This window comes from Variovorax sp. UMC13 (assembly GCF_014170375.1).
Taxonomy (GTDB): domain Bacteria; phylum Pseudomonadota; class Gammaproteobacteria; order Burkholderiales; family Burkholderiaceae_C; genus Variovorax.
Map to the genome: position 1 here is coordinate 16,877 of NZ_LZZW01000004.1, position 23,018 is coordinate 39,894.

Below are 23,018 nucleotides of genomic sequence, written 5' to 3' on the forward strand. Positions count from 1 at the left end.
CCCTCCTCCTTCTCCCCATCTCCGCATGCACTCTCCACATCCGCTTTCCGCCGCGTCGCACCCGGCGCGCTTCGGCCTCTCGCTCGCGCTCCTGGCCACGCTGGCCGTCACCGCATTGCCCGACACGCAAGCCCAGACGCACGTCTCCGGCGTGCGCGTCACCTCGCTGGCCTCGATGCGTCCCTCGGGCGAGGACGTGACCTCGTCCGACGGCACCGTGGGCTGGCCCGGCGCGCGCTACCCCACCTCTGCGCCCCTGTTCGCGGTCAAGCCCGGGACCACCACGGGCTACCTCTACGGCGGCTTCCTGGGCGCCGGCTGGACCGGCAACCGGCAGACGCTCTACACCGCGGTCGGGCTCTACAGCATGCGCGCGGGCGTCTCGTTCTACGAGCGGCTGGCCTTCGACGTCGACACCGACCTGCAGGGCCGCATCAACAGCACGCCGGTGCGCTCGAGCAGCGGCGCGCTCTACGCCGTCATGACCAGCCTCTACGGCGAGCAGTACGCCGGTACCGACGAGAAGAGCAACTACACCTACTCGGCCACGGTCGGCCAGGGCCTGATCGTGCGCACCGATTTCGACGGCGCCTACCCCTCGGTGGTGGAGTCGTCGCGCGGCAAGCTCTACTCGCCCAACGGCGCATTGGTGATCGACGCCAAGGACAACCTCTACGGCGTCGACAAGGGTCCGCAGGGCCAGGGCCGGATTTTCCGGATCAACCTGGGCACGGGCGTGCTGAGCACCGTGCATGAATTCACCGTGGGCCCCCACGGCATGAAGCAGGTGGCCAACGACATCGTGCTGGGCGGCGACGGCTTCCTCTACGGCGTGACCGCCTACCGCCGCGGCCTGCCGCTGGCCCCCGGCACACCGAATGCGCCCGACACGCCCACCGGCACGCTCTACCGCATCGATCCGAACGCCGCCGGCGCGGGCCCGACGGTGCTGCACACCTTCACGCTGGCCGAGGGCGAGATCAACGTGGGCGACAACGTGACGCACGAAGGCTACCGCCTGTACCCCAGCGAGCAGCGGGTGAGCATCGGCATGACGGGACCGGCCACGCTGCGCAGCCTGAGCTCGGGCGAGCAGAACGGACTGTCGTCGCTGGTCGACGGGGGCGACGGCTATCTCTACGGCACCACCTCGGTGGCCGACTGCTACACCTACGTCCACAACCTCAACACGCTCACGGCGCTGCCATCGGTGACGCGCAACAGCCCGCTGTGCGGCTTCCGCTCGTGGACCGCCGCCCCGAACGCCTTCTCGTACCCCGGCGCCTATCCGTACCACGACGGCCCTCGTCCCTACGGCGCGGTCTGGCGCATTGCGCGCAACGGCAGCGGCGGCCTGCAGGTCCTGCACACCTTCACCGAGGACGACGGCGCCACCCCGCGCGGCCCGCTGGCGCTTGCCGCCGACGGGGCGATCTACGGCACCACGCTGGCGGGCGGCCCCCACACCTGCAGCAACCGCAACACGGTGAACGCCGAGGTGCGCTGCGGCACGCTCTACCGCATCAAGCCCTCGGCCATCGCGGTCGAAGGTGGCGGCCATGTGGCCAACGGCGGCTTCGAGACGGTGCACAGCTTCTCGGGCAACGACGGGCGCATCCCGCTGGGCGTGCGCGCCGGTGCCGATGGCCGGCTCTACGGCGTCACCTCGATGGGCGGCAGCTACACCGACAGCCAGGGCAAGGCCGTGCCCACCGAGTTCGGCACCGTGTTCCAGGTGGCGGTCAATTCGGACGGCTCGCCCGACGCCAGCGTGAGCCTGGTGGCGAGCCCGACCCAGCTCAAGGCCGGCGAGACCAGCACGATGACCTGGATCAGCAGCAACGCCACGCAGTGCACCGCGGCCTCCTCGGCCAACGACTGGCGCGGCGCGGTGGCGGACTTCGGCGCCGTCTCGGTCACGCCCAAGCCCGGCACCTACCGCTACACGCTGACCTGCAACGTCGCGGGCAGCGCCTTCGGCGCGCAGGTCTCGGCCAGCACCACGGTCTACGTGGGCACCGACGCCACGGCCGTCGACGGCAACACCGTGAGCTTCGGCAACGGTGGCGGCGGCGCGGCCTCGCCGGTCTGGCTGCTGGCGCTCGCGGCGCTGGGCCGTGCCGCATCGCTGCGCCGCAAGCGCAGGGCCCCGCACACCGCCCCATCGACTTCCACCGCACAGAAGAACTGACATGAAGATTTCGTCTACCCTCTCCTCCGTATCGCGGCCGCTGCTGCTCGCCGCGCTGGCCTTCGCCAGCCTGCCCGCCTTCGCCCAGACCACCGGCACGGCCTTCAAGCCCACCGTGTTGCACCGCTTCACCGGCACCGCCGACGCGGCCCAGCTGGGCGGCATGCCCATGGTGCCGCCGGTGCTGGCCAGGGACGGCAGCGGCCAGCTGCAGGGCCACACCTTCAACGGCGGCACGCCGCTGACCTTCGTGCTCGGCCAGGGCGTGAGCTACCGGCTCGACGCCCTCAAGGGCACGGGCTACCAGGCCCGGCTGCTGGGCGACATCTCCAAGTCGACGACCACGCTGGTGCAGGACGCACAGGGCAAGATCTACGGCGGCGCGGGCTCGTCCAACGTCAACAACGACACCAGCGCCAACCCCTTCGGCTCGACCGCCGCGATGTTCAGCCTGCAGGCCAACGTGGCGAGCACGCTGCCGACGCCCCCGGTGCGCCCGCGCGGCCAGCTGGCGATCGACGACGACCAGCGCGTCTACTTCGGCGGCGGCGACGCACCGGGCACCTGCAACGCCAGCGGCGTTCTCGCGGCCGGTCTGTGGCGCCTGAACCCCGACGGCAGCTATGCCAAGGCCTTCGACTTCTGCCAGTTCTTCACCGTCGTGGGCCGCCTGCAGCTCCACGAGAAGGGCGGCGCCCCCGTGGCCAGCGTCTGGAGCAGGACCGACCAGGCTCTCTATGTGCTGACCAGCGTCGGCGCCACGGGCGTGTTCGACAGCACCCAGGCCAGCGACAACGCCGGCCGCGCCTTCGGCACGCTGGTGAAGATCGACAAGGCCGCGCTCGACGAAGGCGCGGCCAACAACGGCCAGCTCGCCTCGGCCGACCCGGTGAAGGTGCTGCACACCTTCCTGCGCAACCGCGACGGCGCCCCGACCTCGGTGGGCGACCGCTACAGCACGCTGGTCGAGGCCGGCGAATGGCTCTACGGCACCAGCTACGCCAACGCCCCGACCGCCGGCGGCGTCAACGACCTGCGCTACGGCGGTACGCTGTGGCGCGTGAAGAAGGACGATCCCGCCAGCTTCACCGTGCTGCACCGCTTCCGCGACGCCGACATGCTCGCGAAGGACGGCACCGCCCAGGCCGACGGTTCCACGCCCAACGGCCCGCTGGTGCTCGCCGCCGACGGCAACATCTACGGCACCACCGCGCGCGACGGCTCCAGCCTGTACCGGCCCGCAACCGGCCTGCCCACGCCCTCGGGCGCGGGCACGCTGTTCCGCATCGTCATCGGCAGCAAGGCCGACCGCTCGGACGACGCCTACGAGGTGCTGCACCGCTTCGACATCGCCACCGAAGGCGCACGGCCCGTGGGCCTGAGCCTGGGCGCGACGGTCGACGGCGTGCAGAAGCTCTACGGCGCCACCGCCAGCGGCGGCCCGGGCGAAGCCATCGACCCCGCCTCGCCCGACACCAGCGGCAATGGCACCGTGTTCTCCATCGACGTGCCGCTGCCCAGCGTGAGCTTCACCACGCCGCTGACCGCCTCAGCCTCGAGCGCGCTGGTCGGCGACCGCCCGACCCTGAGCTGGGCCACGCAGAACGCCGCCAGCTGCACCGCCAGCGGCAGCAACGGCAATACCTGGAGCGGCGCGCAGCAGACCCAGGGCAGCCAGATCCCGCTGTCGGGCGCGCTGAGCAAGACCGGCGTCAACACCTTCACGCTGCGCTGCGAAAGCGCTTCGGGCGGGCCGGCCGTGGTGCAGACGGTGTCGATCACGGTCAGGGCCGTGACCGTGGCGCCGCCCGCGACCTCCGACGGCTCGGGCACCGGCACCTGGGAGCGCAACAACAACCGCAGCGACGGCGGCGGCCCGCTGAGCCCCTGGCTGCTGCTGCCGCTGGCCGCGCTCGGCCTGGCCCGCCGTTTCGCGCGGCGCGGCTGATCCTTTTCTTCCCCACGACCACGACCTCCACGACATGACCACCACTTCTTCTTCCGCCCTGTCGCAGCGCCTCAAGCACGAGACCGCCCCCCAGCACGAACGCATGCATGCGCTCATGGCCACGGCCGACCCCTTCGCGAGCCGCGCGCAGTACGCACGCTTCGTGGCCGCGCAGTACGTGTTCCAGCGCGACGTCGAGCATCTGTTCGCCGACGCGCAGGTCCAGGCCGCCGTGCCCGACCTGGCCGAACGCGGCCGTGCCGAGGCTTCGCTGGCCGACCTGCGCGACCTCGAGGCGCCGGTGCCCACCGCGGCCATCGCCACCGAAGGCGTGACCATGCCCGAAGCCCTGGGCTGGCTCTATGTGTCGGAAGGCTCGACGCTGGGCGCCGCCTTCCTGTTCAAGGAAGTGGGCGACAAGCTCGGGCTCACGGCCGAATTCGGCGCGCGCAACCTCGCGGCCTATCCCGAGGGCCGGGCGCGCGTGTGGAAGCGCTTTGTCGAAGCGCTGGATGCGCCCGCGCTGGCGGCGGTGCACGAGCAGGTGATCGCCGGTGCGCTGGCCGCCTACGACCGCTTCGGCGACCTGCTCGAGGCGCAGTTCGCGCTGGACGCCGCGGCTTGACCTTGCCGGCCGCATCGCACGCGGCGCGCCGCCTGTGGCCCTGGGCCACGGCCGGTGCGCTGTGCGGCGCACTCGCGATGCTGGGGTGGCAACTGCCCGCGCATTGGCTGACGCCCGCCGTGGAACGCGCCACGGGCGAACGCATCCGCATCGCCGACGTGCGCGGCACGCTCTGGAACGGCTCGGCCGTGCTGAGCCTCGCGGCCGGCCCGGGCAGCCACGAGCTGCGCGCCCTGCCCGGCCGCACGCACTGGCGGCTGCGGCCGTCGCTGTCGGTGGTCCCGGCCCTGCGGCTGTCGATCGACCAGGCCTGCTGCCTCGACCGGCCCGCGCAGGCCCGCATCGCGATCGGCCCGGACGGTCTCGACCTGCGGCTCGGTGCGCTCGACTGGCACGGCCCGGTCGAGGTGGTGCAAGGGCTGGGCACGCCCTGGAACACGCTGGGCTTCGACGGCCGGCTGCGGGTGTCGACGCAGGCGCTGCAGCTGCGGCGGCGGCACGGCCAGATGCAACTGGAGGGCCGGCTATCGCTCACCGCGGCATCGGTCTCGTCGCGCATCTCGGCGCTGCGCCCGCTGGGCAGCTACCGCTTCGACATCGACGGCGATGCGACGCCCGGTGAAGCCAAGGCCCCGTTGCGCTTCACGCTCGCCACGCTGCAAGGCCCGCTGCAACTCCGCGGCCAGGGCGCATGGGCCGCCGGCCAGCTGCGCTTCCGCGGCGAGGCGCAGGCCGAGTCCGGCCGCGAGGAGGCATTGGCCCACGTCCTCCACCTGATCGGCAACCGCAACGGGCCCATCGCCTTGCGCGTGCTGCGCTGAGCCGATGCACGCCCCACAAGGAACACAATCGACCGTGATGTCCGTCGAACAGAACAACTCTTCCCCAACCCCGCTGCCGCCACCGCAGCGCCCCCCGCTGCCGCTGCTCGCCCGCTGGCTGCTGCTGGCCTTTGCCGCCCTGTGCCTGGTGCTGGCCGTGATCGGCGTGATCGTGCCCGGCATGCCGACCACCGTCTTCGTGCTGATGGCCGCCTGGGCCGCCGCGCGCAGTTCGCCACGGCTGCACCGCTGGCTGCTCGACCACCGGCTCTTCGGCCCGATCCTGCGCAACTGGGAAAACGGCCGCACCGTGAGCCGCCGCGCCAAGTGGAGCGCCACCGCGGCGATGGCCTTCTGCGCGGTCGTGATCCTGCTGACCGCGCACAAACCCTGGCTTGCGGCCGTGGGCATCGGCTCGATGGCCTGCGTGCTGGCCTGGCTCTGGCGGCGTCCCGAGCCGAATGCCTGAGGTCACGCCGGGCCGCGCCATGGCGCCTGCGGCCCTTGCGGCGCTGCTGCTGGTGGCGCTGCAAGCGGCAGGCGATGCGCCGAAGCTGCTGCTGCGCTACGAGCGCTACGCCGTGCTGCACGGCGAACTCTGGCGCCTGTTCAGCGCGCACCTCGTGCACCTGGGTTGGGCCCACGCGCTGCTCAACGCCTGCGGCCTGCTGCTGTGCGCCTGGATCGCGCCCACGCGCTTCGGCGCGCGGCAGCTCGTGTGCGACGGGCTGCTGCTGGGGGCGTGCGTCGCGTTGATGCTGCTGCTCTTCTCTCCCCAGGTGACGCACTACGTCGGCCTGTCCGGCGTGCTCTACGGCCTGTTCGTGCTGGGCCTGGCGCCGCCGGCTTTCAGGGGCGACCGCATCGCGCTGCTGGGCCTGGCCACGGTGCTGGGCTGGATGGCCTGGCAACTGGTCGCCGGCCCCGCGCCCGCCGAGGAACGCCAGATCGGCGGGCGGATCATCGCCGTGGCGCACCTCTACGGCGTGGTCGGCGCCTTCGTCCTGCTGGCGGTGCAGGGGCTGCGCCTCGCACCGCGCTGACCCCGCTACTGCATGCGCGGCAGGTTGCCGATGCGCACCAACATCTCGGTGAACATCTGCATGTCGGCGTCGAGGTCGACCACTTCCTTGAACTCCTTGGCGTTGTGCGCCGTGTACTTCTTGCCGGGCATGGCCGGACCGAAGTTGATCGCGTTGGGCATCAGCTTGGCCGTGGTGCTGCCGGCCGTGGGCACGGGCTTGGCTTCGAGCCCGGTGGTGTCGCCGAAGATGTTGAGCAGGGTCGACAGCCAGGCGCCGCTCGGGTCGCGCGCCATCCAGTTGCCCTGGTCGTAGGCCACCTCGGCCGGGATCGCCGCGCTCGCGGACCAGGCGCCGATCTTGTCGGTGATCTGTTGCTTGAGTTCATCGGGCGTGCGGCCGCGCGGCATGCGCACGTTGACCGTGACGTCGACCTTGCCGTCGGCACCGCCGCGGATCAGCGTCGGCGACAGCGTGAGCGGGCCCATGAAGTCGTCCTGGTAGCCCACGCCCATCTGCTCGCCCAGATAGCCGGTGCCGTAGAGCGCGGCGATGTACTTCGCGGCGCGTGCGTAGCCGTTGTCGGCCAGCGGCACGCCGGCCTCCTGCAGGAACAGCGCGAGCCGCGGCACCGGGTTCACGCCCTCTTCCGGGCGCGAGCCGTGGGCCGACACGCCCGTGACCTTGATCGTCAGGCCGTCGGCGGCGTGGCTCAGGTCGATGGCGAACTTGCCGCCCTGCCCCTCGTACTTCTGCACGAAGGCCGCCTTGGCCGCCTCGAGCTTCGCCGCCACGGCCGCGAGATCGCCGCCCTGCAGTTTCGCAGTGGCGGTCTGCGGGATCGCATTGGCCGAGGGCGCGCCGGTCATCGCCGTGATGGCGGTCGCCGAAGCATCGGCGGGCCCGCCCTTGAACGAGACCTTGAGCGCGCCCGACCCCTTCTCGGCCACCACCGCCGGGTACTTGCTGTCGAGCACGATGTTGTAGGCCGGCAGCGCGGTCTTCTCGCGGTAGTACTTCATCGCGTCGCCGCCGGTTTCCTCAGTGGTCTCGACCATCAGCCGGATGGTGCGCGCCAGCGGCAGGCCGCTGTCCTTGACCGCCTTCATCGCATAGAGCACGGCCGCGATCGAGCCCTTGTCGTCGATGGTGCCGCGGCCGTAGAGGTAGTCGCCCACGCGGGTGAGCTTGAAGGGGTCGAGCTTCGTGCCGTCGTCGAGCACCCATTCGGCCGCGTTGGCCGGCACCACGTCGGCATGCGTGAGGATGCCGAATTCCTCGCTGCCGCTGCCGGGCAGCTTGACCTCGAAGATGCGGTTGTCGACGTTGCGGTACTGCAGGCCGAAGTCGCGCGCCATCGCCTCGATCTTGCGGCCGATGGCCTGGATCGCCGGGCTCTCGTGCGGCGGCACGTCGGCCGCGCGCACCGTGGGCATCGCGACCATCTCGCCGATGGTGGCGATCACCGCGTCGTGGTGGTGCAGCCGGTTGTAGAGGCCCAGCACGCGGCCCACATTGGCCAGGTCGTCGCCGGCGAGCGGGCGCTTGGCCGCATAGGCCGCGGCGGCGCGCTTGAGGCTGGGGTCGGCCTTGGCGGCCTGCGCGAGGAAGCGCGGGAAGTCCGGCGCCTTGCGCAGCGCGGGCGTGGCCACCAGCGCATCGAGCTGCGGCTTCTTGAGCAGGGTGTCGGCCGACGCGCCGGAGGACAAGCTCAGCGCGATGGCGAGGGGAAGGATGGCGAGGGAGAGGCGGTTCATGGCCGTGATTCTCGCGCCGCCGCGGGGGCGCCGCGCAACGGGATGTCGCGGCGGCCCTGCGCTTATGCTCGAAGGCTTCCGGCGGCCCCGCGCCGCATCACTGTCCGCCATGCCTTCTTCCGATCCCACCGCGTCCGCCGACCCCACGCGCGGCCTGCGCGCCCTGACCTTCGCCTTCGCGCTCAGCCAGTTCTTCCGCACCTGCCTGGCCGTGATCGCGCCCGAACTGCAGCACGACCTGGGCCTCTCGCCCGCGGGCTTCGGCGCGCTGTCCTCCTGCTTCTTCCTGGCCTTCGCGGTGGCGCAGATCCCGATCGGCATCGCCTTCGACCGCTACGGCGTGGGCGCGCCCACGCGGCTGCTGATGGCGGTGGGCGTGCTCGCCTCGGTGCTGTTCGTGGTGGCGCCCAACGGCGCGACCGCGATGGTGGCGCAGGCCGGCCTGGGCCTGGCCTGCGCACCGGTGTTCATGGGGCTGATGCACTTCGCCTCCGAGCAATTGCCCGCCGCGCGCTACACCACCGCGGTCGGCCGCGCGAGCGCCATCGCCATGCTGGGTGCGCTGTGCGCGACCGCGCCGCTGGGCTGGGCCGCGCACCAGTTCGGCTGGCGGCCCGCGCTGGCCGTGGCCGCGCTGTGCATGCTGGCCGCCTGCATCGGCACCTGGCGCCATGTGCGCGACACGGGCCATGCCGATGCGCGCGCCGAGACGCCGATGAACCTGCTGCTGGGCAGCGCGCGGCTGCTCAAGGTGCCCGCGCTCTGGACGCTGATCCCGCTGTGCGTGGCGATGGCCGCCGGCACCGCCTTTCGCAATGCCTGGGGCGGCCCCTACCTGGCCGAGGTCTACGGACTCGCGGCCGGCCCGCGCGGCCTGGCGCTGACCTTCGTGAGCCTGGGCGCCTTCGCCACCGCGCTGCTGCTGCCCAAGCTGGTGTGGCGCCATTCGGTGCGCAAGACGGTGCTGTACTGGTCGCTGCTGTCGCTGGGCGGCGGCGCGCTGCTGTCGGCCTGGCCGGCCGGCGGGCTCTGGTCGAGCGTGGCGCTGCTGACGGTGCTGGCCACCATCGGCATGCTGCACCCGCTGGTCATGACGCATGGCCGCTCGATGGTGCCGCAGGCCCTGCGCGGGCGCGGGCTGGGCGTGCTGAACACCTTCGTCTTCCTGGGCTCGGCCGTGACCTCCTGGGCCTTCGGCCTGATCGCCGACGCGGGCCAGCGCCACGGCGCCAGCGCGCCCGGCACCTACGCGGGCATCTTCGGCTGCGCCACGGTGCTGGTCCTGATCGCCGTGCTGTTCTACGCGCGCAGCCCGCGGATCGCGCCGGGCTGAAGCGTCGGGCGCGGCCTCTCCTACGCCGACACGCGGCGCGCTCGCGCATGCGCGGGCCGGCGGCCGCGCCAGCATCGGCGCACCCTCAAGCAAGGAGCCGCCATGCCCGCGAAGAAAAAAGGCCTGTACGCCAACATCCATGCCAAGCAGGAGCGCATCGCGCATGGCAGTGGTGAACACATGCGCAAGCCCGGGGCGCCGGGTGCGCCCGGCAAGGAAGACTTCGAGAAGGCCGCCAAAACGGCCAAGCCGAAGAAGGACGCGCACTGAGCGGAGCGCGCAGCAGCCCCAACGATCCGGAGGAGTCCTCATGAAAAACATCGCCCTGACCCTGCTCGCCTGCGCGGCTGCGTTTGCGATGGCCGCCTGCGATCCCACGCCCAAGACGCCCAAGGCGTTGCAGAGCTACACGCCCACGCTGATGGTCTGATCCGGCGGCAGGCCCAGCGTCAGCGCACGCTGCGCGGCCTGCGCCTCGGCCGCGTCGAGCGCCACCAGCAAGGCGACCTCGGCCGCGATGCTGGTCGCGATCGGCAGGCCGTCGCGCCACAGCACCCGCGAGCCCGCCACGCGCGGCACCTTGGCGCCGTGCACGATCGTGCCCAGCAGATTGGCCGGGTCGCTGGCCGCCAGCACGATGAAGGCGCCGTCGCCCGGCGTGCGCCGCACTTGGCGCATCGCGGCCACCGCTTCGGGCAGCGCGAACTGCTCGCCGGTCACGCCCGCGATGAAGCGGCCGCCGCGGATCTCGCCGCGTGCTTCCAGCCTCCGGCACACGCGCACCAGTTCGCGCCAGGGCGGCAGCCATGCGGCCTCGCGTTCGAGCAGGCGCCAGCAAATGACACCGTAGCGGCGCAGCAGCACATGCACCACCTGCTCGTGGGCTTCGGCCGAACCGGGATTCGCTGACGCGCTCGTCGAAGGCGGCCGCACCAGCGTCCAGCGCCCCGCATCCTCGATGCCGAACAGCGGCACGCGGCGCCGCCGCCGCGCGTCGGCCGAAGCGCGCTTCGAGGCCGGCACCAGCAAGGCGCGCAGGCCCGCATAGCTGTCGCAGCGCACCCGGCCCTTGGCCACCAGCTCGGTCAGCGCCTCCTCGATCTCGACCGGCAGCAGCCGCGTGCCGCCCGCGATCTCGTCGAAGAAGCAGGCGCCGTGCTGCTGCAGTTGCGCGGCCACGCGCGCGGCACGCGAGCCCAGCGTCTCGTCGTCGACCGGTGCCGGCGCGAGGCCGGTCCAGAGCGCGGCGCTGCGGCGCGGCAGCAGCACCACCGGCGTGGCGCGCAGCGACAGGCTGCCCGCGCCCTTGCGCCCTTCGCTCGATGAAGGCCGCAGCCGCGTCCACAGCACGCGGCCCGCGGTGCACAGGTCGTCGAGCCAGGCGCCGGCATAGTCGGCCACGCGCGCGGGCAGCAGCTCGGCCTCCCAGATCGGCGCGGGCGCCTCATAGCCTTCGAGTTGCGACAGCACGCCCGACAGCGCCTCCGGCCCGCACATGCGCGAGGCCGCGCCCAGGTGCTGCCAGTCGAACAGGAAGCGCGCGAAGTCGCGCGGCTCCACCGGCTCGATCTCGCGGCGCAGGCGCTTGAGTGTGTAGCGGTGGATGCGCGCGAGCAGATGGCGCTCGCACCATTCGACGGCCGGCGTGCCCGGCGTGAAACGCCCCTGCAGCACGCTGCCCTCGGTCTGCAGCGCAAGCAAGGCGGCTTCGACCTGTTCCAGCGGCAGGCACAGCGGCTGCGCGAGTTGCGCGACCGTGACCGGGCCGAGACCTCCCAGCCGCGAGCGCAGCAGCTCGCGCAGCGCGGCTTCGCGGTCCTCGGGCCGCTCGGCATCGGCGGGCGCTTCGATGGTCGGTTGCATCGGCGCCGCGGGCAGGATCGCCTGCAGCAAAGGCAGGCGTTCGGCCGCGACCCAGAGGCCGCGTGCCGTGCGGCCCTGGCCCTCGACGCGCAGGCGCGTCGCGCGGCCCGCCTTGGCCAACGCCGCCAGCCATGGCTTCCACTCGGGTTGCGATGCGACCTCGTCGTCGCCGACCGCGCCCAGCATGCCCAGCGCCTCGTGCATCTCGTCGCTGCCGCGCGGCTGCGGCCAGGCCTCCTCGCGCACGCTGGCGATGGCCTCGGCATCGAGCTGGCCCACGTCGTCGGCGCTCTCGGGCTCGGTGTAGCGCCGGTTCTGCACCGCCAGCGTGCGGCGCTCCTCCAGCGGCGCATCGTCGATGAAGGCGTAGGGCCGCGCGTTGAGCACCTCCAGCGCGAGCGGCGACGGGGCCGGCAGCTCGCGCGCCAGCAGGCGCACCTCGCCCGACTCCAGGCGGCGCAGCAGCGCGAGCCAGCCTTCGGCGTCCATCGCGTCGTGCAGGCAGTCGTCCAGCGTCTGCGCGACCAGCGGATGCGCGGGCACCTCGCGCTCGCCCACCAGGTTCTCGGCGCAGGCCACCTGGTCGGGGAACACGGCCGCCAGCAGGTCCTCGGAACGCATGCGCTGCAGCTGCGGCGCGACCTTGCGGCCGCCGGAGAAGCGCGGCAGCGCGAGCGCAGTGGTCGCGTTCCAGCGCCAGCGCACGCCGAACAGCGGCGCGTCGAGCAGCGCCTGCACCAGCACGTCGAGTGCCGAGTTGGAATGCAGGTAGCGCGCCACCTCCTCGAGCGGGAAGCTGTGCTGGGTGGCCAGCGAGAGCACGATCGCGTCCTCGGTGGCCGCGGCCTGCAGCTCGAAGTTGAAGGTGCGGCAGAAGCGCTTGCGCAGCGCCAGGCCCCAGGCCCGGTTGAGCCGGCTGCCGAAGGGCGAATGGATCACCAGCTGCATGCCGCCCGAGGCGTCGAAGAAGCGTTCCATGACCAGCGTGTGCTGCGTGGGCAGCGTGCCCAGCACGGCCGCGGCATGCGCGAGGTGCTCGACGATCTGGCGCGCGGCCTCTTCGTCCAGGCCCATGCTCTGCGTGAGCAGCTTCATCGCGCCCTCGCGGCCGCCGTCCGACAGCGCCTTTGCCACCGCCTCGCGCAGCCGCGACACGCCGAAGGACAGCGCGTCGCTGCGCCCCGGCGCCTCGCCCAGCCAGAAGGGAATGTTGGGCGCGGCGCCGTGCGCGTCTTCCACGCGCACCCGGCCGGGCTCGATCTTGAGGATGCGGTAGCTGGTGTTGCCCAGCTGGAACACGTCACCGGCCAGGCTCTCGACCGCGAAGTCCTCGTTGACCGTGCCGATCTTGTCGGCCTGCGGCTCCAGCATCACGGTGTAGTCGCCGGTCTCGGGAATGGTGCCGCCCGAGGTCAGCGCGGTCATGCGCGCGCCCTTGCGTTCGCGCAGCAGGTGGTTCACCGCGTCGCGGTGCACATAGCCCGCGCGCTGGCCCTGGCGGGTGGTAAAGCCCTCGGACACCATGCGCACCACCTCCATGAAGCGCGCGTGCGTCAGCTGCTCATAGGGCCAGGCGCGCCGCACCAGCGCGAAGAGTTCGTCCTCGTGCCATTCGCGGCAGGCGGTCTCGGCGACGATCTGCTGGGCCAGCACGTCGAGCGGCGCGGGCAGCACGCGCAGGGCATCGAGTTCGCCACGGCGGATGCAGTCGAGCAGGGCCGCGCATTCGACCAGCTCGTCGCGCGACTGGGCGAAGAGCCGCGCCTTGGGCACGCCGCCCACCGCGTGGCCCGAGCGCCCGGCGCGCTGCAGGAAGCTCGCGATCGAACGCGGCGAGCCCAGCTGGCAGACCAGGTCGACGTCGCCGATGTCCAGGCCCAGCTCGAGCGAGGCGGTGGCGACCAGCACGCGGAGTTCGCCGCGCTTCAGGCGCTGCTCGGCGGCTAGCCGCGTCTCCTTCGACAGGCTGCCATGGTGCGCGGCCACCGCGTCCTTGCCCAGGATCTCGCCCAGGTGCCGCGCCGCGCGCTCGGTCATGCGGCGGGTGTTGACGAAGACCAGCGTGGTCTTGTGCAGCCAGACCAGTTCGGCCACGCGCGCATAGACCTGCGTCCATTGTTCGTTCGACATCACCGCATCGAGCGGCGTGGGCGGCAGCTCCAGCGCCAGGTCGCGTTGCTTGGCATAGCCGATGTCGACCACGGTGCAATCGGCCGAACCATCGGCCCGCAGCGCGCCCGCGCCGACCAGGAAGCGCGCCACTTCGTCGATGGGCTTCTGCGTGGCCGACAGGCCGATGCGCACCGGCCTCGTGTCGCATAAGGCCTGCAAGCGCTCCAGCGACAGCGCCAGGTGGCTGCCGCGCTTGTTCGCCGCGACCGCATGGATCTCGTCGACGATCACGCTGCGCACCGTCTGGAGCATCCGGCGGCCCGAGACCGAGCCCAGCAGCACGTAGAGCGATTCAGGCGTGGTCACGAGGATGTGCGGCGGCTTGCGCAGGCTCTGCTGGCGTTCGCGCTGCGGCGTGTCGCCGGTGCGCACGGCCGTGCGGATGGCCACGTCGGGCAGGCCCAGCGCCGCCAGTTCGGCCCGGATGCCGGCCAGCGGCGCCTCGAGATTGAGCCGCACGTCGTTGGACAGTGCCTTGAGCGGCGAGACGTAGAGCACGGCGGTCTCGTCGGGCAGACCGCCTTCTTCTTCGAGGCCGCGCACCACCAGCGCGTCGAGCGCGGCCAGGAAGGCGGTCAGCGTCTTGCCCGAGCCCGTGGGCGCGGCCACCAGCGTGTCGCGCCGCGCGCGGATCGCCGGCCAGGCGGCGGCCTGGGCCGGGGTGGGCGCGGGGAAGCTTCGCTGGAACCAGCGGGCGACGGCGGGGTGGAAGGCGGCGAGCGGCACGGCTTCATCACATCAGGGCGTGCGGCGGGATGTCAAGCGCGCCGGCCCCACACCGGCGCCGAGCTCTCCTACACGCGGAGTGACAAACTCTTACACGCAGCCCGCGATGCCGACGCCAGCATGGCTTCGTCGAGACGCCACGCATGGCGGACGGCCGACGCGCGCCCCTTGAGGGCCCATCCCTTCCCATCACCGACGCCCTGCGTGGAGTTCCCGATGCCCGTTTCGACGCGACCCGCCGCCGCCGACCTGTCTCCCGCGCCGGGGCTGCGCGGGCCGGCTTCGCCCGCCCTGGCCGCGGCTGCGTCCTGGGCGCTCTCGCACTGGGGCGTGGGATCCCACGCGCCCGCGCGGGCGCCGGCGGCCGGCGTTGAAGCTTCGACCGCACCCACGGTCGACGGCATGCTCGGCCTGGCCATGCACGACCTGCGCAATGCGCTGTCGGCCATCCAGCTGGGCGTCGAACTGCTGAGCCGGCGCGAGAGCGCGGCCGAGCAGCCGGTGTCGGCCGTGCTCACGCACATGGACAACGCGGCGCAGCGCGCCCAGGCCTCGGCCATGGAGTTGGAGGACGTGTACCGCCTCGCGGCGGGGCGCCTGGTGGCGGTCTCGCCGGTGCCCTTCACCCTGCACACGGTGGTGCGCGAGACGCTCGACGCCTGCCGGCTGATCGTGCCGGGCGTGGCGGTCGAGCACGACCGGCTGGGCGAAGGCGACTGCGTGGGCGATCCGGCGCGCATGGCGCAGTTCCTCGCGCTGGCGCTGGAGGACCTGTGCGTCGCGGGGCCGCCGGCGCTGGTGATCGTGGTCAGCGAAGTGGCCGGCACGCGCTTTCGCATCGCCGTCCATGCGAACGGCGCGCAGGGCGAGGTACCGACGACGACGACGACGACGACGACGACGCCGGCCCAGGCCCGGCGCCGCGTGCTGCTGCGCGCCATCGCGCAGGCCCATGGCGGCGAGGTACGCTTCGAGCCGGCGCATGCGCAGGGCCGGGCCATCGACGGCGCTTTCTCGAGCCTCGCCGCCCCTGGCCAGACCATCGAACAAGACATTCCATGACCTCACCCACCCCCGACACACCTCCCGCCGACGGCTGGCAACTCCCCTGGCAAGGCGGCTGCCGCTGCGGCCAGGTGCGGCTGCGCATCAGCGCGCCGCCGCTGCTGGCCATGGCCTGCCACTGCACGGGCTGCCAGCGCATGAGCGCAAGCGCCTTCTCGCTGTCGATCGCGATCCCCACGCCGGGCTTCGAGGTCACGGCCGGCGAGCCGGTGCTGGGCGGCCTGCACGGTGCCTCGCACCACTACTGCTGCCCGCATTGCAAGAGCTGGATGTTCACCCGCACCGAAGGCATGGACGCCTTCGTCAACCTGCGCCCGACCATGCTCGACGAGCACCGCTGGTTCGTGCCCTTCGTGGAGACCTGGACCGACGAGAAGCTGCCCTGGGCCACCACGCCCGCGGTCCACAGCTTCGGCCAGCTGCCGGCGATGGAGGCCTTCCCGGCGCTGATCGAGGCCTACGCGCGCGAAGGCGCGCGGCCCCCAGCCCCGGGACGGGACTGAGGGCCGCGCAAGGACGGTCCGTTGGGATCAGGTCGTCGCCAGGCGCTCCGCGTCGTCGAGCGCGCGCTTGGCCTTGATCGACTTGCGCACCGTCGACCAGATCGCCCAGCCCAGCATCGCGGCCGTGCAGGCCAGCAGCGAGGCGCTGATCGGGCGCTCGAGGAAGACCATCGCATCGCCGCGCGACAGCAGCATCGCGCGCCGCAGATGCTCTTCCAGCATCGGGCCCAGGATGTAGCCCAGCAGCAGCGGCGCGGGCTCGAAGCGCAGCACCATCAGCACGTAGCCCATGATGCCCAGCGCGGCCACCGAGTAGATGTCGAAGGCGTTGTTGTTGACGCTGTACACCCCCAACGCCACGAACACGATGATGGCCGGGTACATCCAGGCGAAGGGAATGCGCAGCAGCGCGACCCACAGCCCGATGGTGGGCAGGTTCAGGATCACCAGCATCAGGTTGCCGATGCCGAAGCTCACGACCAGGCCCCAGAACAGGTCGGGCTGCTCGCTGATCAGGTTGGGTCCGGGCTGGATGCCGTGGATGATCAGCGCGCCCATCATCACGGCCATTACCGCGTCGCCCGGGATGCCCAGCGACAGCGAAGGCACGAAGGCGGTCTGCGCGGCCGCGTTGTTGGCCGACTCGGGGGCGGTGATGCCCTCGATCGCGCCCTGGCCGAAGCGGCTCGGGTCCTTGGCCACCTTCTTCTCGATCGCATAGGACATGAAGGCCGCGATCGACGGTCCCACGCCCGGCAGCGCGCCCAGGGCCGAGCCCAGCGCCGAGCCGCGCATCATCGGCTTGACCGTGGCCTTGAACTCGTCCTTCGTGGGCACCATCGACTTGAGCGTGACCTTCTCGGGCTTCTGGTTGGTGTCGGCCGAGTTGATGCAGCGCACCACCTCCGCCACGCCGAACAGGCCCATGGCCAGCGCGATCAGGTTGATGCCGTCCATGAGCTCGGGCACGTCGAAGCTGAAGCGCGCCACGCCCGAGTTCACGTCGGTGCCGACCATGCCCAGCAGCAGGCCGAACACCACCATGCACAGGCCCTTGGCGGCCGAGCCGGCGGTCATCGACGAGGCGGCCACCAGGCCCAGCACCATCATCGAGAAGAACTCGGCCGGGCCGAACTTCAGGCCGATGCTGGCGATGGCCGGCGAGAACAGCACCAGCAGCACCAGGCCCGACATGGCGCCGGCCAGCGAGGCGATGGTGGTCACGAACAGCGCGACGCCGGCCTTGCCCTTCTTGGCCATCGGGTAGCCGTCGAGGCAGGTCACGGCCGATGACGGCGTGCCCGGCAGGTTGAGCAGGATGGAAGCGGTCGAGCCGCCGTACTGCGCGCCGTAGTAGACGCCGGCCAGCATGATGATCGCCGCGGTGGGCGGCATGTGGTAGGTGAGCGGCAGCAGCAGCGAGATCGCGGCCAAGGCGCCGATGCCGGGCAGCACGCCGACGACGGTGCCGAGCAGCACGCCGAAGAAGCAGTAGGCCAGCGTGATGGGTTCGGCCGCGACCTGGAGGCCGAGCCAGAGATTGCTGAGGAGATCCATGGGTATGTCGGGGGCGTCGGGTTCAGTTGCTCCAGGGCCAGATGGGAAGGATCATCTGCAGCGCCAGGGGGAAGATCAGCGTGGTGAGCAGGGCCACCACGGCGCAGACGATCATTCGCGTGCGCAGCGTCATGGCCGAGGGCACCAGCGCCAGCAGCGCCGCGAGGAAGGACGCGACCACCACGCCCAGGCGTTGCAGCGCCCAGGCGAACACCAGCAGGCTGGCGATGGTCCAGGCCAGGTTGCCCCATTGCACCGTGACGCCGGTGCCCTTGCGCCACCAGGCCGGCAGCGCGACCAGCAGGCCCAGCACCGCCAGCGTCCAGCCCAGCACCACCGGGAAGTAGCCGGCGCCCATGCGGGCCGAGGTGCCGAAGTTGTAGCGGCTGCCGTAGAGGGCGAAGAACAGGCCGGCCGCCACCATCAGCAGCCCTCCGATCAGGTCGTGGATGTCTCTCGTGATTTTCATGTTCAGCGGAATGGCGTTGGAGAACGCTCTGGATGGAACAGGTCGACGCGCAGAAAAAAAGCCAATGGCGTCGGCGAAGCCCGCCTCCGCGGCGCTGACGTGCAGGCCGAAGTACCGGGCTGGCCAAAGCTTAGGGGGGCCTTTCGGGCGCGCCGGCGGCCATTTGTATTGCCATGTGTTGAGCCGCGGCACCGACATATGGCATTGCAAGACATGCGGCTTCGCACCGGTCCCCGGCGATAGATTCAAGACCTGCCGATGCCCACCGCCCTCACCCACTCCGCCCACCGATGACCGCGCACACCCTTCACGACACCGACGTGCGCGAACGGGCCGGCAGCGGGCTGCGCCTCGACCGGCCGGCCGAGTTCCTGTCGGGCGCGGCCTTCAGCGCCTTCGGTATCTCCTTCGCCTGCGGCGCCAATGTGTTCAACAGCGAGGCGCCCGCGATCCACTGGGCCGGCGCCTGGCTGCCGCTGGGGGTGGGCCTGCTGATCGCGCTCACCGGCAACCTGATCGTGCTGCGCTCGCTGTCGCTCTGGCGGCTGCGCGCCAGGGCACTGCTCGGCATCCTGCTGATCAGCGGCATGTTCGCCGCGGCGCTGGGCGCCTGGTCGGCCACCGGCCTGCCCACCATCGGGCTGCTGGGCGGCATCTACATCACGGGTTTCACCGTCTGGCTCGCGGGCAAGGACGTGCGCCCGCGCACCTTTGCCGGCCTGGCCGCGGCGCTGGCCTTCGGCAGCTACCTGGCCTTCGTGGTGGCGCTCGACCTCGCGCTGCCCGTGTGGCCCACCTTCGTCCACGGATGAACCCCTTTTCTCTGCCAACGCTTACTGGAACTGCCCACCATGCGCATTAGCACCCGCGGACGGCTGGCTGTCGCGGTCATGATCGATTTCGCCCTCCATCAACGCCACTGGCCCATCTCGCTCAAGGTGCTGAGCCGGCGCCATCGCGTGTCGCTCTCGCTGCTCGAGCCCATCGCGGCCGACCTTCGGCGCCACAGCCTGGTCGAGGCCACGCGCGGCCCCGGCGGCGGCTACGGCCTGAGCCGCGCGGCCGACGCCATCTCGGTGGCCGACATCGTGTTCGCGATCGACGGCATGCTCGACGCGCGCCCGCCCGGACCGGTGCGGCGCGCGCAGGTCGACCCCCAGTGCGTCACCCACGCGCTGTGGGACGGCCTGCGGCAGAGCGTGGTCGACTTCCTGCAATCCGAGTCGCTGCAGAAGCTCGCGAGCACGCAGAGCCCCTGGGGCTTTCCGCCCATCGAGGCGCCGCTGCAGAAAGCGCCGCTGCCCGTGCCGGCCGTGGTGACCCGCAACGCGCCCAACTCCGTCTTCGACCTGGCGCGCTTCCACGCCTGCTGAGCGCGGGCCGCGCGCTCAGGTCTTCGCGCGCCGCGGCAGCGTGAGCAGCGCTTCCAGCCCGCCCTCGGGCCGGTTGCGCAGCGTGATCGAGCCGTCGTGCGCCTGCGCGATCGAGCGCGCGATCGACAGCCCCAGCCCCGAACCACCCGAGGCCGCGTTGCGCGAGGCGTCGAGTCGCAGGAAGGGCTCGAACACCTCTTCCAGCGAGGCCTCGGGAATGCCCGGGCCCGCGTCGGCGATGCGGATGCGCAGGGCCTGCGCCGAGTCCTCGATGCGGATGTGGGCCTCGCCGCCGTACCGGATCGCGTTCTCGAGGATGTTCTGCACGCAGCGCCGCAGGCTGGTGACGTAGGCCGGCAGCGGCGCGCGTGCATGGCCTTCGAGCGTGACCCGCGCGCCGGTCTCCTCGAAGTCGGCGCGCAGGCCGCCCAGCAGGCTGTCGATGTCCACCGACTGCCGGGGCTCGTTGTGCTCCGCCCCGCGGATGTAGTCGAGCGTGGCCGAGATCAGCAACTCCATGTCGCCCAGGTCCTTGCGGAACTTGTCCTGCATCTCACCGGGCGGCAGGAACTCGGCGCGCAGCCGCATCCGCGTGATGGGCGAGCGCAGGTCGTGCGAGACCGCGGCCAGGAAGCGGGTGCGCTCGCCGATGTCCTGGATCAGCCGCCGCTGCATCAGGTTGAAGGTGCGCGCCGCCTGTCGCACCTCGCGCGGGCCGCTCTCGGTCAATGGCGGGCTGTGCAGGTCGCGCCCCAGCGCATCGGCCGCCTCGGCCAGCCGGCGCAGCGGCCGCAGCGCGAGCCGCACCGCCACCAGCGCGATCGCCACGAACACCATGATGCGCAGCACGTAGATGCGCAGCACGTAGTCGGCCACCATGCTGAAGGGCTTGGCCTCGATGCCGCCCTGCGACTCCGAGGCCGTGACCTCGATCCACTGGCCGTGCAGCCCGGGCATCTCCAGCGCGATGCGGAAATGCCCGACCGGCTCGCGCGCATTGAGCAGCGCCCAGAGGTCGGCCGACTGGCCCGCGTCGTCGGTGAGTTCGGCCGACAGCAGCCGGGCATCGGCATCGCCGCCCAGCCGGTCGCTGAGCGACTGGCTCAGGATGTCCTGCACCGCGTCGAGCGTGTTGTCGGCCTTGTCCACGCTCGGCATCGGGCCCGGCTGCAGCGTGAGCCGGAAGCGCTCGGAGCCCAGCCAGGCCAGCGTCTGCGGCACCGTCTCGGCCGGCAGCCCGCGCAGGATGCGCATCGCGTCGGCCAGTTGGATCGAGACCAGCCGGATCGGCATCTCCATCGCATGGCGGTAGCGCATGTCGAACCAGACCGAGCTGGTCAGCGCCTGCGCCGCCAGCATGCCGAGCACCAGGATCAGCGCCAGCCGGCCCCACAGCGAGCCGGGCCAGGGCAGCCAGCGCCGCCAGCGGCTTTCCGGGGCGGTGGCGGGGCCGTCCACCTCAGCGCTCCTCCACCACGTCGACCGCCATCACGTAGCCCGCATGGCGCACCGTGCGGATCATCATCGGCTTGCGCGCGTCGTCCTGCAGGCTCACGCGCAGCCGGCTGATGCAGACGTCGATCGCGCGGTCGAAGGGCGCGCGCTCCTTGCCGAACACATGCTCGATCAGGAAGTCACGGCTCAAGGTGCGGTGCGCGTTCTGCAGCAGCAGCCGCAGCACCCGGTAGTCGGAGCCGCCCAGCGACACCGCCACGCGCTGCGGCGACAGCAGCTGGTGCGTGCGGGTGTCGAGCGTCCAGCCCGCGAAGCGCACCACCGCGGCCTCCTCGGCCTCGCGCGAGGGCGGAAAGCTGTGCAGGCGCCGCAGCACCACCTTGATCCGCGCCAGCAGCTCGCGCGGATCGAAGGGCTTGGGCAGGTAGTCGTCGGCCCCCATCTCGAGCCCGATGATCCGGTCGAGCAAGGCGCCGCGCGCGGTCAGCAGGATGACCGGCGGGCCGCCCTTGGCATGCAGGTCGCGGCACAGCGAGAGCCCGTCCTCGCCCGGCATCATCACGTCGAGCACCACCAGCGAGACCGACTGCTGGCCCAGCTGCCGGTGCATCTCCACCCCGTTCGACGCCGTCGCGACCTTGTAGCCCGCGTCGGACAGGTAGTCCGAGAGCAGCTGCCGGATGTCGCCGTCGTCGTCGACGATGAGGATGCGTTCGATGGGGGGTGAGGACATGGAGGGTGACGCGATGGGCCGAGCCTGGACCATGGGTCGAGGGCCGGCCCATCGCCTCGACGGGGCGAAGGCGGTGGAAGACAGGGGGGATTTTCAACCAGATCGTGCGCGGGCCCTCGCAGCACCCCATGCATTGGGGGGCGATGGGCATCGGCCGCGCGTCTCGCCGCGGCGCCCCGTCTTTCTAGGCGTGCCGCCGCGCCGTGACGGGCAGCGTGCGCACGCGGTTCTCCGCCGAGGCCGGCCCCCAGCCCTGCGGCAGTTCATGCAGCACGGCCCTGGCGTCGAGCGAGTGGATCGCCACCGAGGTGTCCGCCGGAATGCGCCCCTGCGCCACCATCGCCTCGTAGCGCAGGGCGCTCACGCGCAGGAAGGACGCGAAGTTGCCGACCTCGCCGCGCGCCGCCACCAGCTCGTCGTAGAGCCGCTCGATGAGCTGCACCACGACCATGCCGTCGCGCTGCGCGATTTCCTCGAGCACCTGCCAGAACAGGTTCTCGAGCCGGATGCTGGTGACCACGCCATGCAGCCGCACCGAGCGCGTGCGCGCGTCGTAGCTCTGCGGGTCGGCACTGATGAAGACTTCGCACATGCGGCCTCCTGGGTGGGAATGGTGGGCGACGCTCGCACTGTAGCGCCACCCACGCGGGCCCTCAGTGTTCGATGCGCGTGCCCAGCACGACCAGGAACTGCGCGAGCCACGCCGGGTGCGCGGGCCAGGCGGGCGCCGTGACCAGGTTGCGGTCGGTCACGGCCTGGTCGACCGGAATGCCCACGTACTCCGCACCGGCCAGTTCCACCTCGACCTGGCACGCCGGGTAGGCCGACACCTTGCGGCCCTTGAGCAGGCCGGTGGCCGCGAGCAGCTGCGCGCCGTGGCACACCGACGCCACCGGCTTGTCGGTCGCCAGGAAATGCTTGGCGATCTCGACCACGCGGCTGTGCATGCGCAGGTACTCGGGCGCGCGGCCGCCGGGGACGACCAGCGCGTCGTAGGCCTCGGGCTTCACGTCGGCGAAGTTGGCGTTCAGCGTGAAGCGGTGGCCCGGCTTCTCGCTGTAGGTCTGGGCGCCCTCGAAGTCGTGGATGGCGGTGTGCACCCAGTCGCCGGCCTTCTTGTCGGGCGCCACCGCGTGCACCGTGTGGCCCACGGCCAGCAGGGCCTGGAAAGGGACCATGGTTTCGTAGTCTTCGGCGTAGTCGCCGCAGAGCATGAGGATCTTGCGAGCCATCGGTTTGTCTCCTTCGGATGAGGTATGGAATGCGCCCCGGCATGGACATGCGGGCCGTCGCCGCATTATTCGAAGGCGACGGCCGCAGCGGGTAGCAGCCGGCTGTGACCGTGCGCGTCATCCCGCGGTCACGCGGCGGCCCGACAATCCTTCTCCCCCTACCTTGGAGCCCG

The 23,018-nt window shown here is 71.6% G+C and carries 20 protein-coding genes; 12 read left to right on the forward strand and 8 right to left on the reverse strand.

Annotated features, from left to right (window positions below):
* Positions 1–25: 25 nt before the first annotated feature.
* Genes A9977_RS02935 through rrtA form a run of 6 tightly spaced genes read left to right on the forward strand, consistent with a single transcriptional unit; the run spans position 26 to position 6,628 of the window.
* Positions 26–2,191 carry a choice-of-anchor tandem repeat GloVer-containing protein gene (locus tag A9977_RS02935; RefSeq protein ID WP_183023383.1) on the forward strand — a complete coding sequence of 722 codons (2,166 nt, stop codon included), beginning with the start codon at positions 26–28 and terminating at the stop codon, positions 2,189–2,191.
* Position 2,192: 1 nt separating this feature from the next.
* On the forward strand, positions 2,193–4,139 hold the full coding sequence (locus A9977_RS02940) for a choice-of-anchor tandem repeat GloVer-containing protein (protein ID WP_183023384.1): 1,947 nt from the start codon (positions 2,193–2,195) through the stop codon (positions 4,137–4,139).
* Positions 4,140–4,173: 34 nt separating this feature from the next.
* Positions 4,174–4,764 (forward strand): biliverdin-producing heme oxygenase, encoded by a 591-nt coding sequence (locus tag A9977_RS02945; RefSeq protein ID WP_183023385.1) that lies wholly within the window; start codon positions 4,174–4,176, stop codon positions 4,762–4,764.
* Positions 4,761–5,585, forward strand: coding sequence for a type II secretion system protein N (gene gspN / locus A9977_RS02950; protein WP_183023386.1), 825 nt, complete (start codon positions 4,761–4,763; stop codon positions 5,583–5,585). The genes A9977_RS02945 and gspN overlap by 4 nt, the downstream gene beginning before the upstream one ends.
* A 37-nt stretch (positions 5,586–5,622) precedes the next feature.
* Positions 5,623–6,054 (forward strand): YbaN family protein, encoded by a 432-nt coding sequence (locus A9977_RS02955; RefSeq protein ID WP_183023387.1) that lies wholly within the window; start codon positions 5,623–5,625, stop codon positions 6,052–6,054.
* A complete protein-coding gene (rrtA, locus tag A9977_RS02960; protein WP_259651787.1) occupies positions 6,047–6,628 on the forward strand; it encodes a rhombosortase in 582 nt (193 codons plus the stop codon). Before A9977_RS02955 ends, rrtA begins: the two co-directional genes overlap by 8 nt.
* A 5-nt stretch (positions 6,629–6,633) precedes the next feature.
* Here the strand turns inward: rrtA and A9977_RS02965 are convergent, their stop codons facing one another.
* The gene (locus tag A9977_RS02965) at positions 6,634–8,364 is read right to left on the reverse strand and encodes a dipeptidase (protein ID WP_183023388.1); all 1,731 of its coding nucleotides are present in this window, start codon (positions 8,362–8,364) and stop codon (positions 6,634–6,636) included.
* Positions 8,365–8,473: 109 nt separating this feature from the next.
* On the opposite strand from A9977_RS02965, the gene A9977_RS02970 reads away from it, so the two are divergent.
* Together A9977_RS02970 and A9977_RS02975 are read left to right on the forward strand one after the other, a co-directional pair.
* Positions 8,474–9,697 carry an MFS transporter gene (locus tag A9977_RS02970; protein ID WP_259651788.1) on the forward strand — a complete coding sequence of 408 codons (1,224 nt, stop codon included), beginning with the start codon at positions 8,474–8,476 and terminating at the stop codon, positions 9,695–9,697.
* 102 nt (positions 9,698–9,799) lie between these two features.
* Positions 9,800–9,967: a hypothetical protein gene (locus A9977_RS02975; protein WP_183023390.1), complete on the forward strand. Its 168-nt coding sequence runs from the start codon at positions 9,800–9,802 to the stop codon at positions 9,965–9,967.
* 135 nt (positions 9,968–10,102) lie between these two features.
* Here A9977_RS02975 and A9977_RS02980 read toward each other — a convergent pair whose 3' ends face one another.
* Positions 10,103–14,458: a DEAD/DEAH box helicase gene (locus A9977_RS02980; RefSeq protein WP_183023391.1), complete on the reverse strand. Its 4,356-nt coding sequence runs from the start codon at positions 14,456–14,458 to the stop codon at positions 10,103–10,105.
* Between the two features lie 216 nt (positions 14,459–14,674).
* Between A9977_RS02980 and A9977_RS02985 the strand changes: the two genes are divergently transcribed.
* Together A9977_RS02985 and A9977_RS02990 are read left to right on the forward strand one after the other, a co-directional pair.
* The gene (locus A9977_RS02985; protein ID WP_183023392.1) at positions 14,675–15,520 is read left to right on the forward strand and encodes a HAMP domain-containing histidine kinase; all 846 of its coding nucleotides are present in this window, start codon (positions 14,675–14,677) and stop codon (positions 15,518–15,520) included.
* Complete coding sequence (locus tag A9977_RS02990) at positions 15,517–16,026, forward strand: GFA family protein (protein WP_183023393.1); 510 nt, start codon at positions 15,517–15,519, stop codon at positions 16,024–16,026. The genes A9977_RS02985 and A9977_RS02990 overlap by 4 nt, the downstream gene beginning before the upstream one ends.
* A 27-nt stretch (positions 16,027–16,053) precedes the next feature.
* On the opposite strand, the gene A9977_RS02995 is transcribed toward A9977_RS02990, so the two are convergent.
* A complete protein-coding gene (locus A9977_RS02995) occupies positions 16,054–17,583 on the reverse strand; it encodes a tripartite tricarboxylate transporter permease (RefSeq protein ID WP_183023394.1) in 1,530 nt (509 codons plus the stop codon).
* A 22-nt stretch (positions 17,584–17,605) separates the two neighbouring features.
* Positions 17,606–18,052 (reverse strand): tripartite tricarboxylate transporter TctB family protein, encoded by a 447-nt coding sequence (locus A9977_RS03000; RefSeq protein ID WP_183023395.1) that lies wholly within the window; start codon positions 18,050–18,052, stop codon positions 17,606–17,608.
* Between the two features lie 290 nt (positions 18,053–18,342).
* Here A9977_RS03000 and A9977_RS03005 point away from each other — a divergent pair, with 290 nt between their 5' ends.
* Together A9977_RS03005 and A9977_RS03010 are read left to right on the forward strand one after the other, a co-directional pair.
* On the forward strand, positions 18,343–18,864 hold the full coding sequence (locus A9977_RS03005; protein ID WP_183023396.1) for a tripartite tricarboxylate transporter TctB family protein: 522 nt from the start codon (positions 18,343–18,345) through the stop codon (positions 18,862–18,864).
* A 39-nt stretch (positions 18,865–18,903) separates the two neighbouring features.
* A complete protein-coding gene (locus tag A9977_RS03010) occupies positions 18,904–19,425 on the forward strand; it encodes an Rrf2 family transcriptional regulator (RefSeq protein WP_183023397.1) in 522 nt (173 codons plus the stop codon).
* A gap of 15 nt (positions 19,426–19,440) precedes the next feature.
* On the opposite strand, the gene A9977_RS03015 is transcribed toward A9977_RS03010, so the two are convergent.
* From A9977_RS03015 to A9977_RS03030, 4 genes are all read right to left on the reverse strand, one after another.
* On the reverse strand, positions 19,441–20,883 hold the full coding sequence (locus A9977_RS03015; RefSeq protein WP_310936080.1) for an ATP-binding protein: 1,443 nt from the start codon (positions 20,881–20,883) through the stop codon (positions 19,441–19,443).
* Position 20,884: 1 nt separating this feature from the next.
* Positions 20,885–21,613 (reverse strand): response regulator, encoded by a 729-nt coding sequence (locus A9977_RS03020; RefSeq protein ID WP_183023398.1) that lies wholly within the window; start codon positions 21,611–21,613, stop codon positions 20,885–20,887.
* Between the two features lie 184 nt (positions 21,614–21,797).
* Entirely contained in the window at positions 21,798–22,205 is a 408-nt protein-coding gene (locus tag A9977_RS03025) for a ribbon-helix-helix domain-containing protein (protein WP_183023399.1), read from the reverse strand.
* A gap of 61 nt (positions 22,206–22,266) precedes the next feature.
* The gene (locus A9977_RS03030) at positions 22,267–22,845 is read right to left on the reverse strand and encodes a DJ-1/PfpI family protein (protein ID WP_183023400.1); all 579 of its coding nucleotides are present in this window, start codon (positions 22,843–22,845) and stop codon (positions 22,267–22,269) included.
* Between the last annotated feature and the right edge of the window lie 173 nt (positions 22,846–23,018).

Coding starts and splice junctions, on each gene's coding strand:
- A9977_RS03020 (WP_183023398.1), bottom strand. CDS start 21,613: ATGTCCTCACCCCCCATCGAACGCATCCTCATCGTCGACGACGACGGC.
- A9977_RS02970 (WP_259651788.1), top strand. CDS start 8,474: ATGCCTTCTTCCGATCCCACCGCGTCCGCCGACCCCACGCGCGGCCTG.
- A9977_RS03005 (WP_183023396.1), top strand. CDS start 18,343: ATGACCGCGCACACCCTTCACGACACCGACGTGCGCGAACGGGCCGGC.
- A9977_RS02975 (WP_183023390.1), top strand. CDS start 9,800: ATGCCCGCGAAGAAAAAAGGCCTGTACGCCAACATCCATGCCAAGCAG.
- A9977_RS02945 (WP_183023385.1), top strand. CDS start 4,174: ATGACCACCACTTCTTCTTCCGCCCTGTCGCAGCGCCTCAAGCACGAG.
- A9977_RS02955 (WP_183023387.1), top strand. CDS start 5,623: ATGTCCGTCGAACAGAACAACTCTTCCCCAACCCCGCTGCCGCCACCG.
- A9977_RS02990 (WP_183023393.1), top strand. CDS start 15,517: ATGACCTCACCCACCCCCGACACACCTCCCGCCGACGGCTGGCAACTC.
- A9977_RS02995 (WP_183023394.1), bottom strand. CDS start 17,583: ATGGATCTCCTCAGCAATCTCTGGCTCGGCCTCCAGGTCGCGGCCGAA.
- A9977_RS03000 (WP_183023395.1), bottom strand. CDS start 18,052: ATGAAAATCACGAGAGACATCCACGACCTGATCGGAGGGCTGCTGATG.
- A9977_RS03030 (WP_183023400.1), bottom strand. CDS start 22,845: ATGGCTCGCAAGATCCTCATGCTCTGCGGCGACTACGCCGAAGACTAC.
- A9977_RS02965 (WP_183023388.1), bottom strand. CDS start 8,364: ATGAACCGCCTCTCCCTCGCCATCCTTCCCCTCGCCATCGCGCTGAGC.
- A9977_RS03010 (WP_183023397.1), top strand. CDS start 18,904: ATGCGCATTAGCACCCGCGGACGGCTGGCTGTCGCGGTCATGATCGAT.
- A9977_RS03025 (WP_183023399.1), bottom strand. CDS start 22,205: ATGTGCGAAGTCTTCATCAGTGCCGACCCGCAGAGCTACGACGCGCGC.
- rrtA (WP_259651787.1), top strand. CDS start 6,047: ATGCCTGAGGTCACGCCGGGCCGCGCCATGGCGCCTGCGGCCCTTGCG.
- A9977_RS02940 (WP_183023384.1), top strand. CDS start 2,193: ATGAAGATTTCGTCTACCCTCTCCTCCGTATCGCGGCCGCTGCTGCTC.
- A9977_RS02935 (WP_183023383.1), top strand. CDS start 26: ATGCACTCTCCACATCCGCTTTCCGCCGCGTCGCACCCGGCGCGCTTC.
- A9977_RS02985 (WP_183023392.1), top strand. CDS start 14,675: ATGCCCGTTTCGACGCGACCCGCCGCCGCCGACCTGTCTCCCGCGCCG.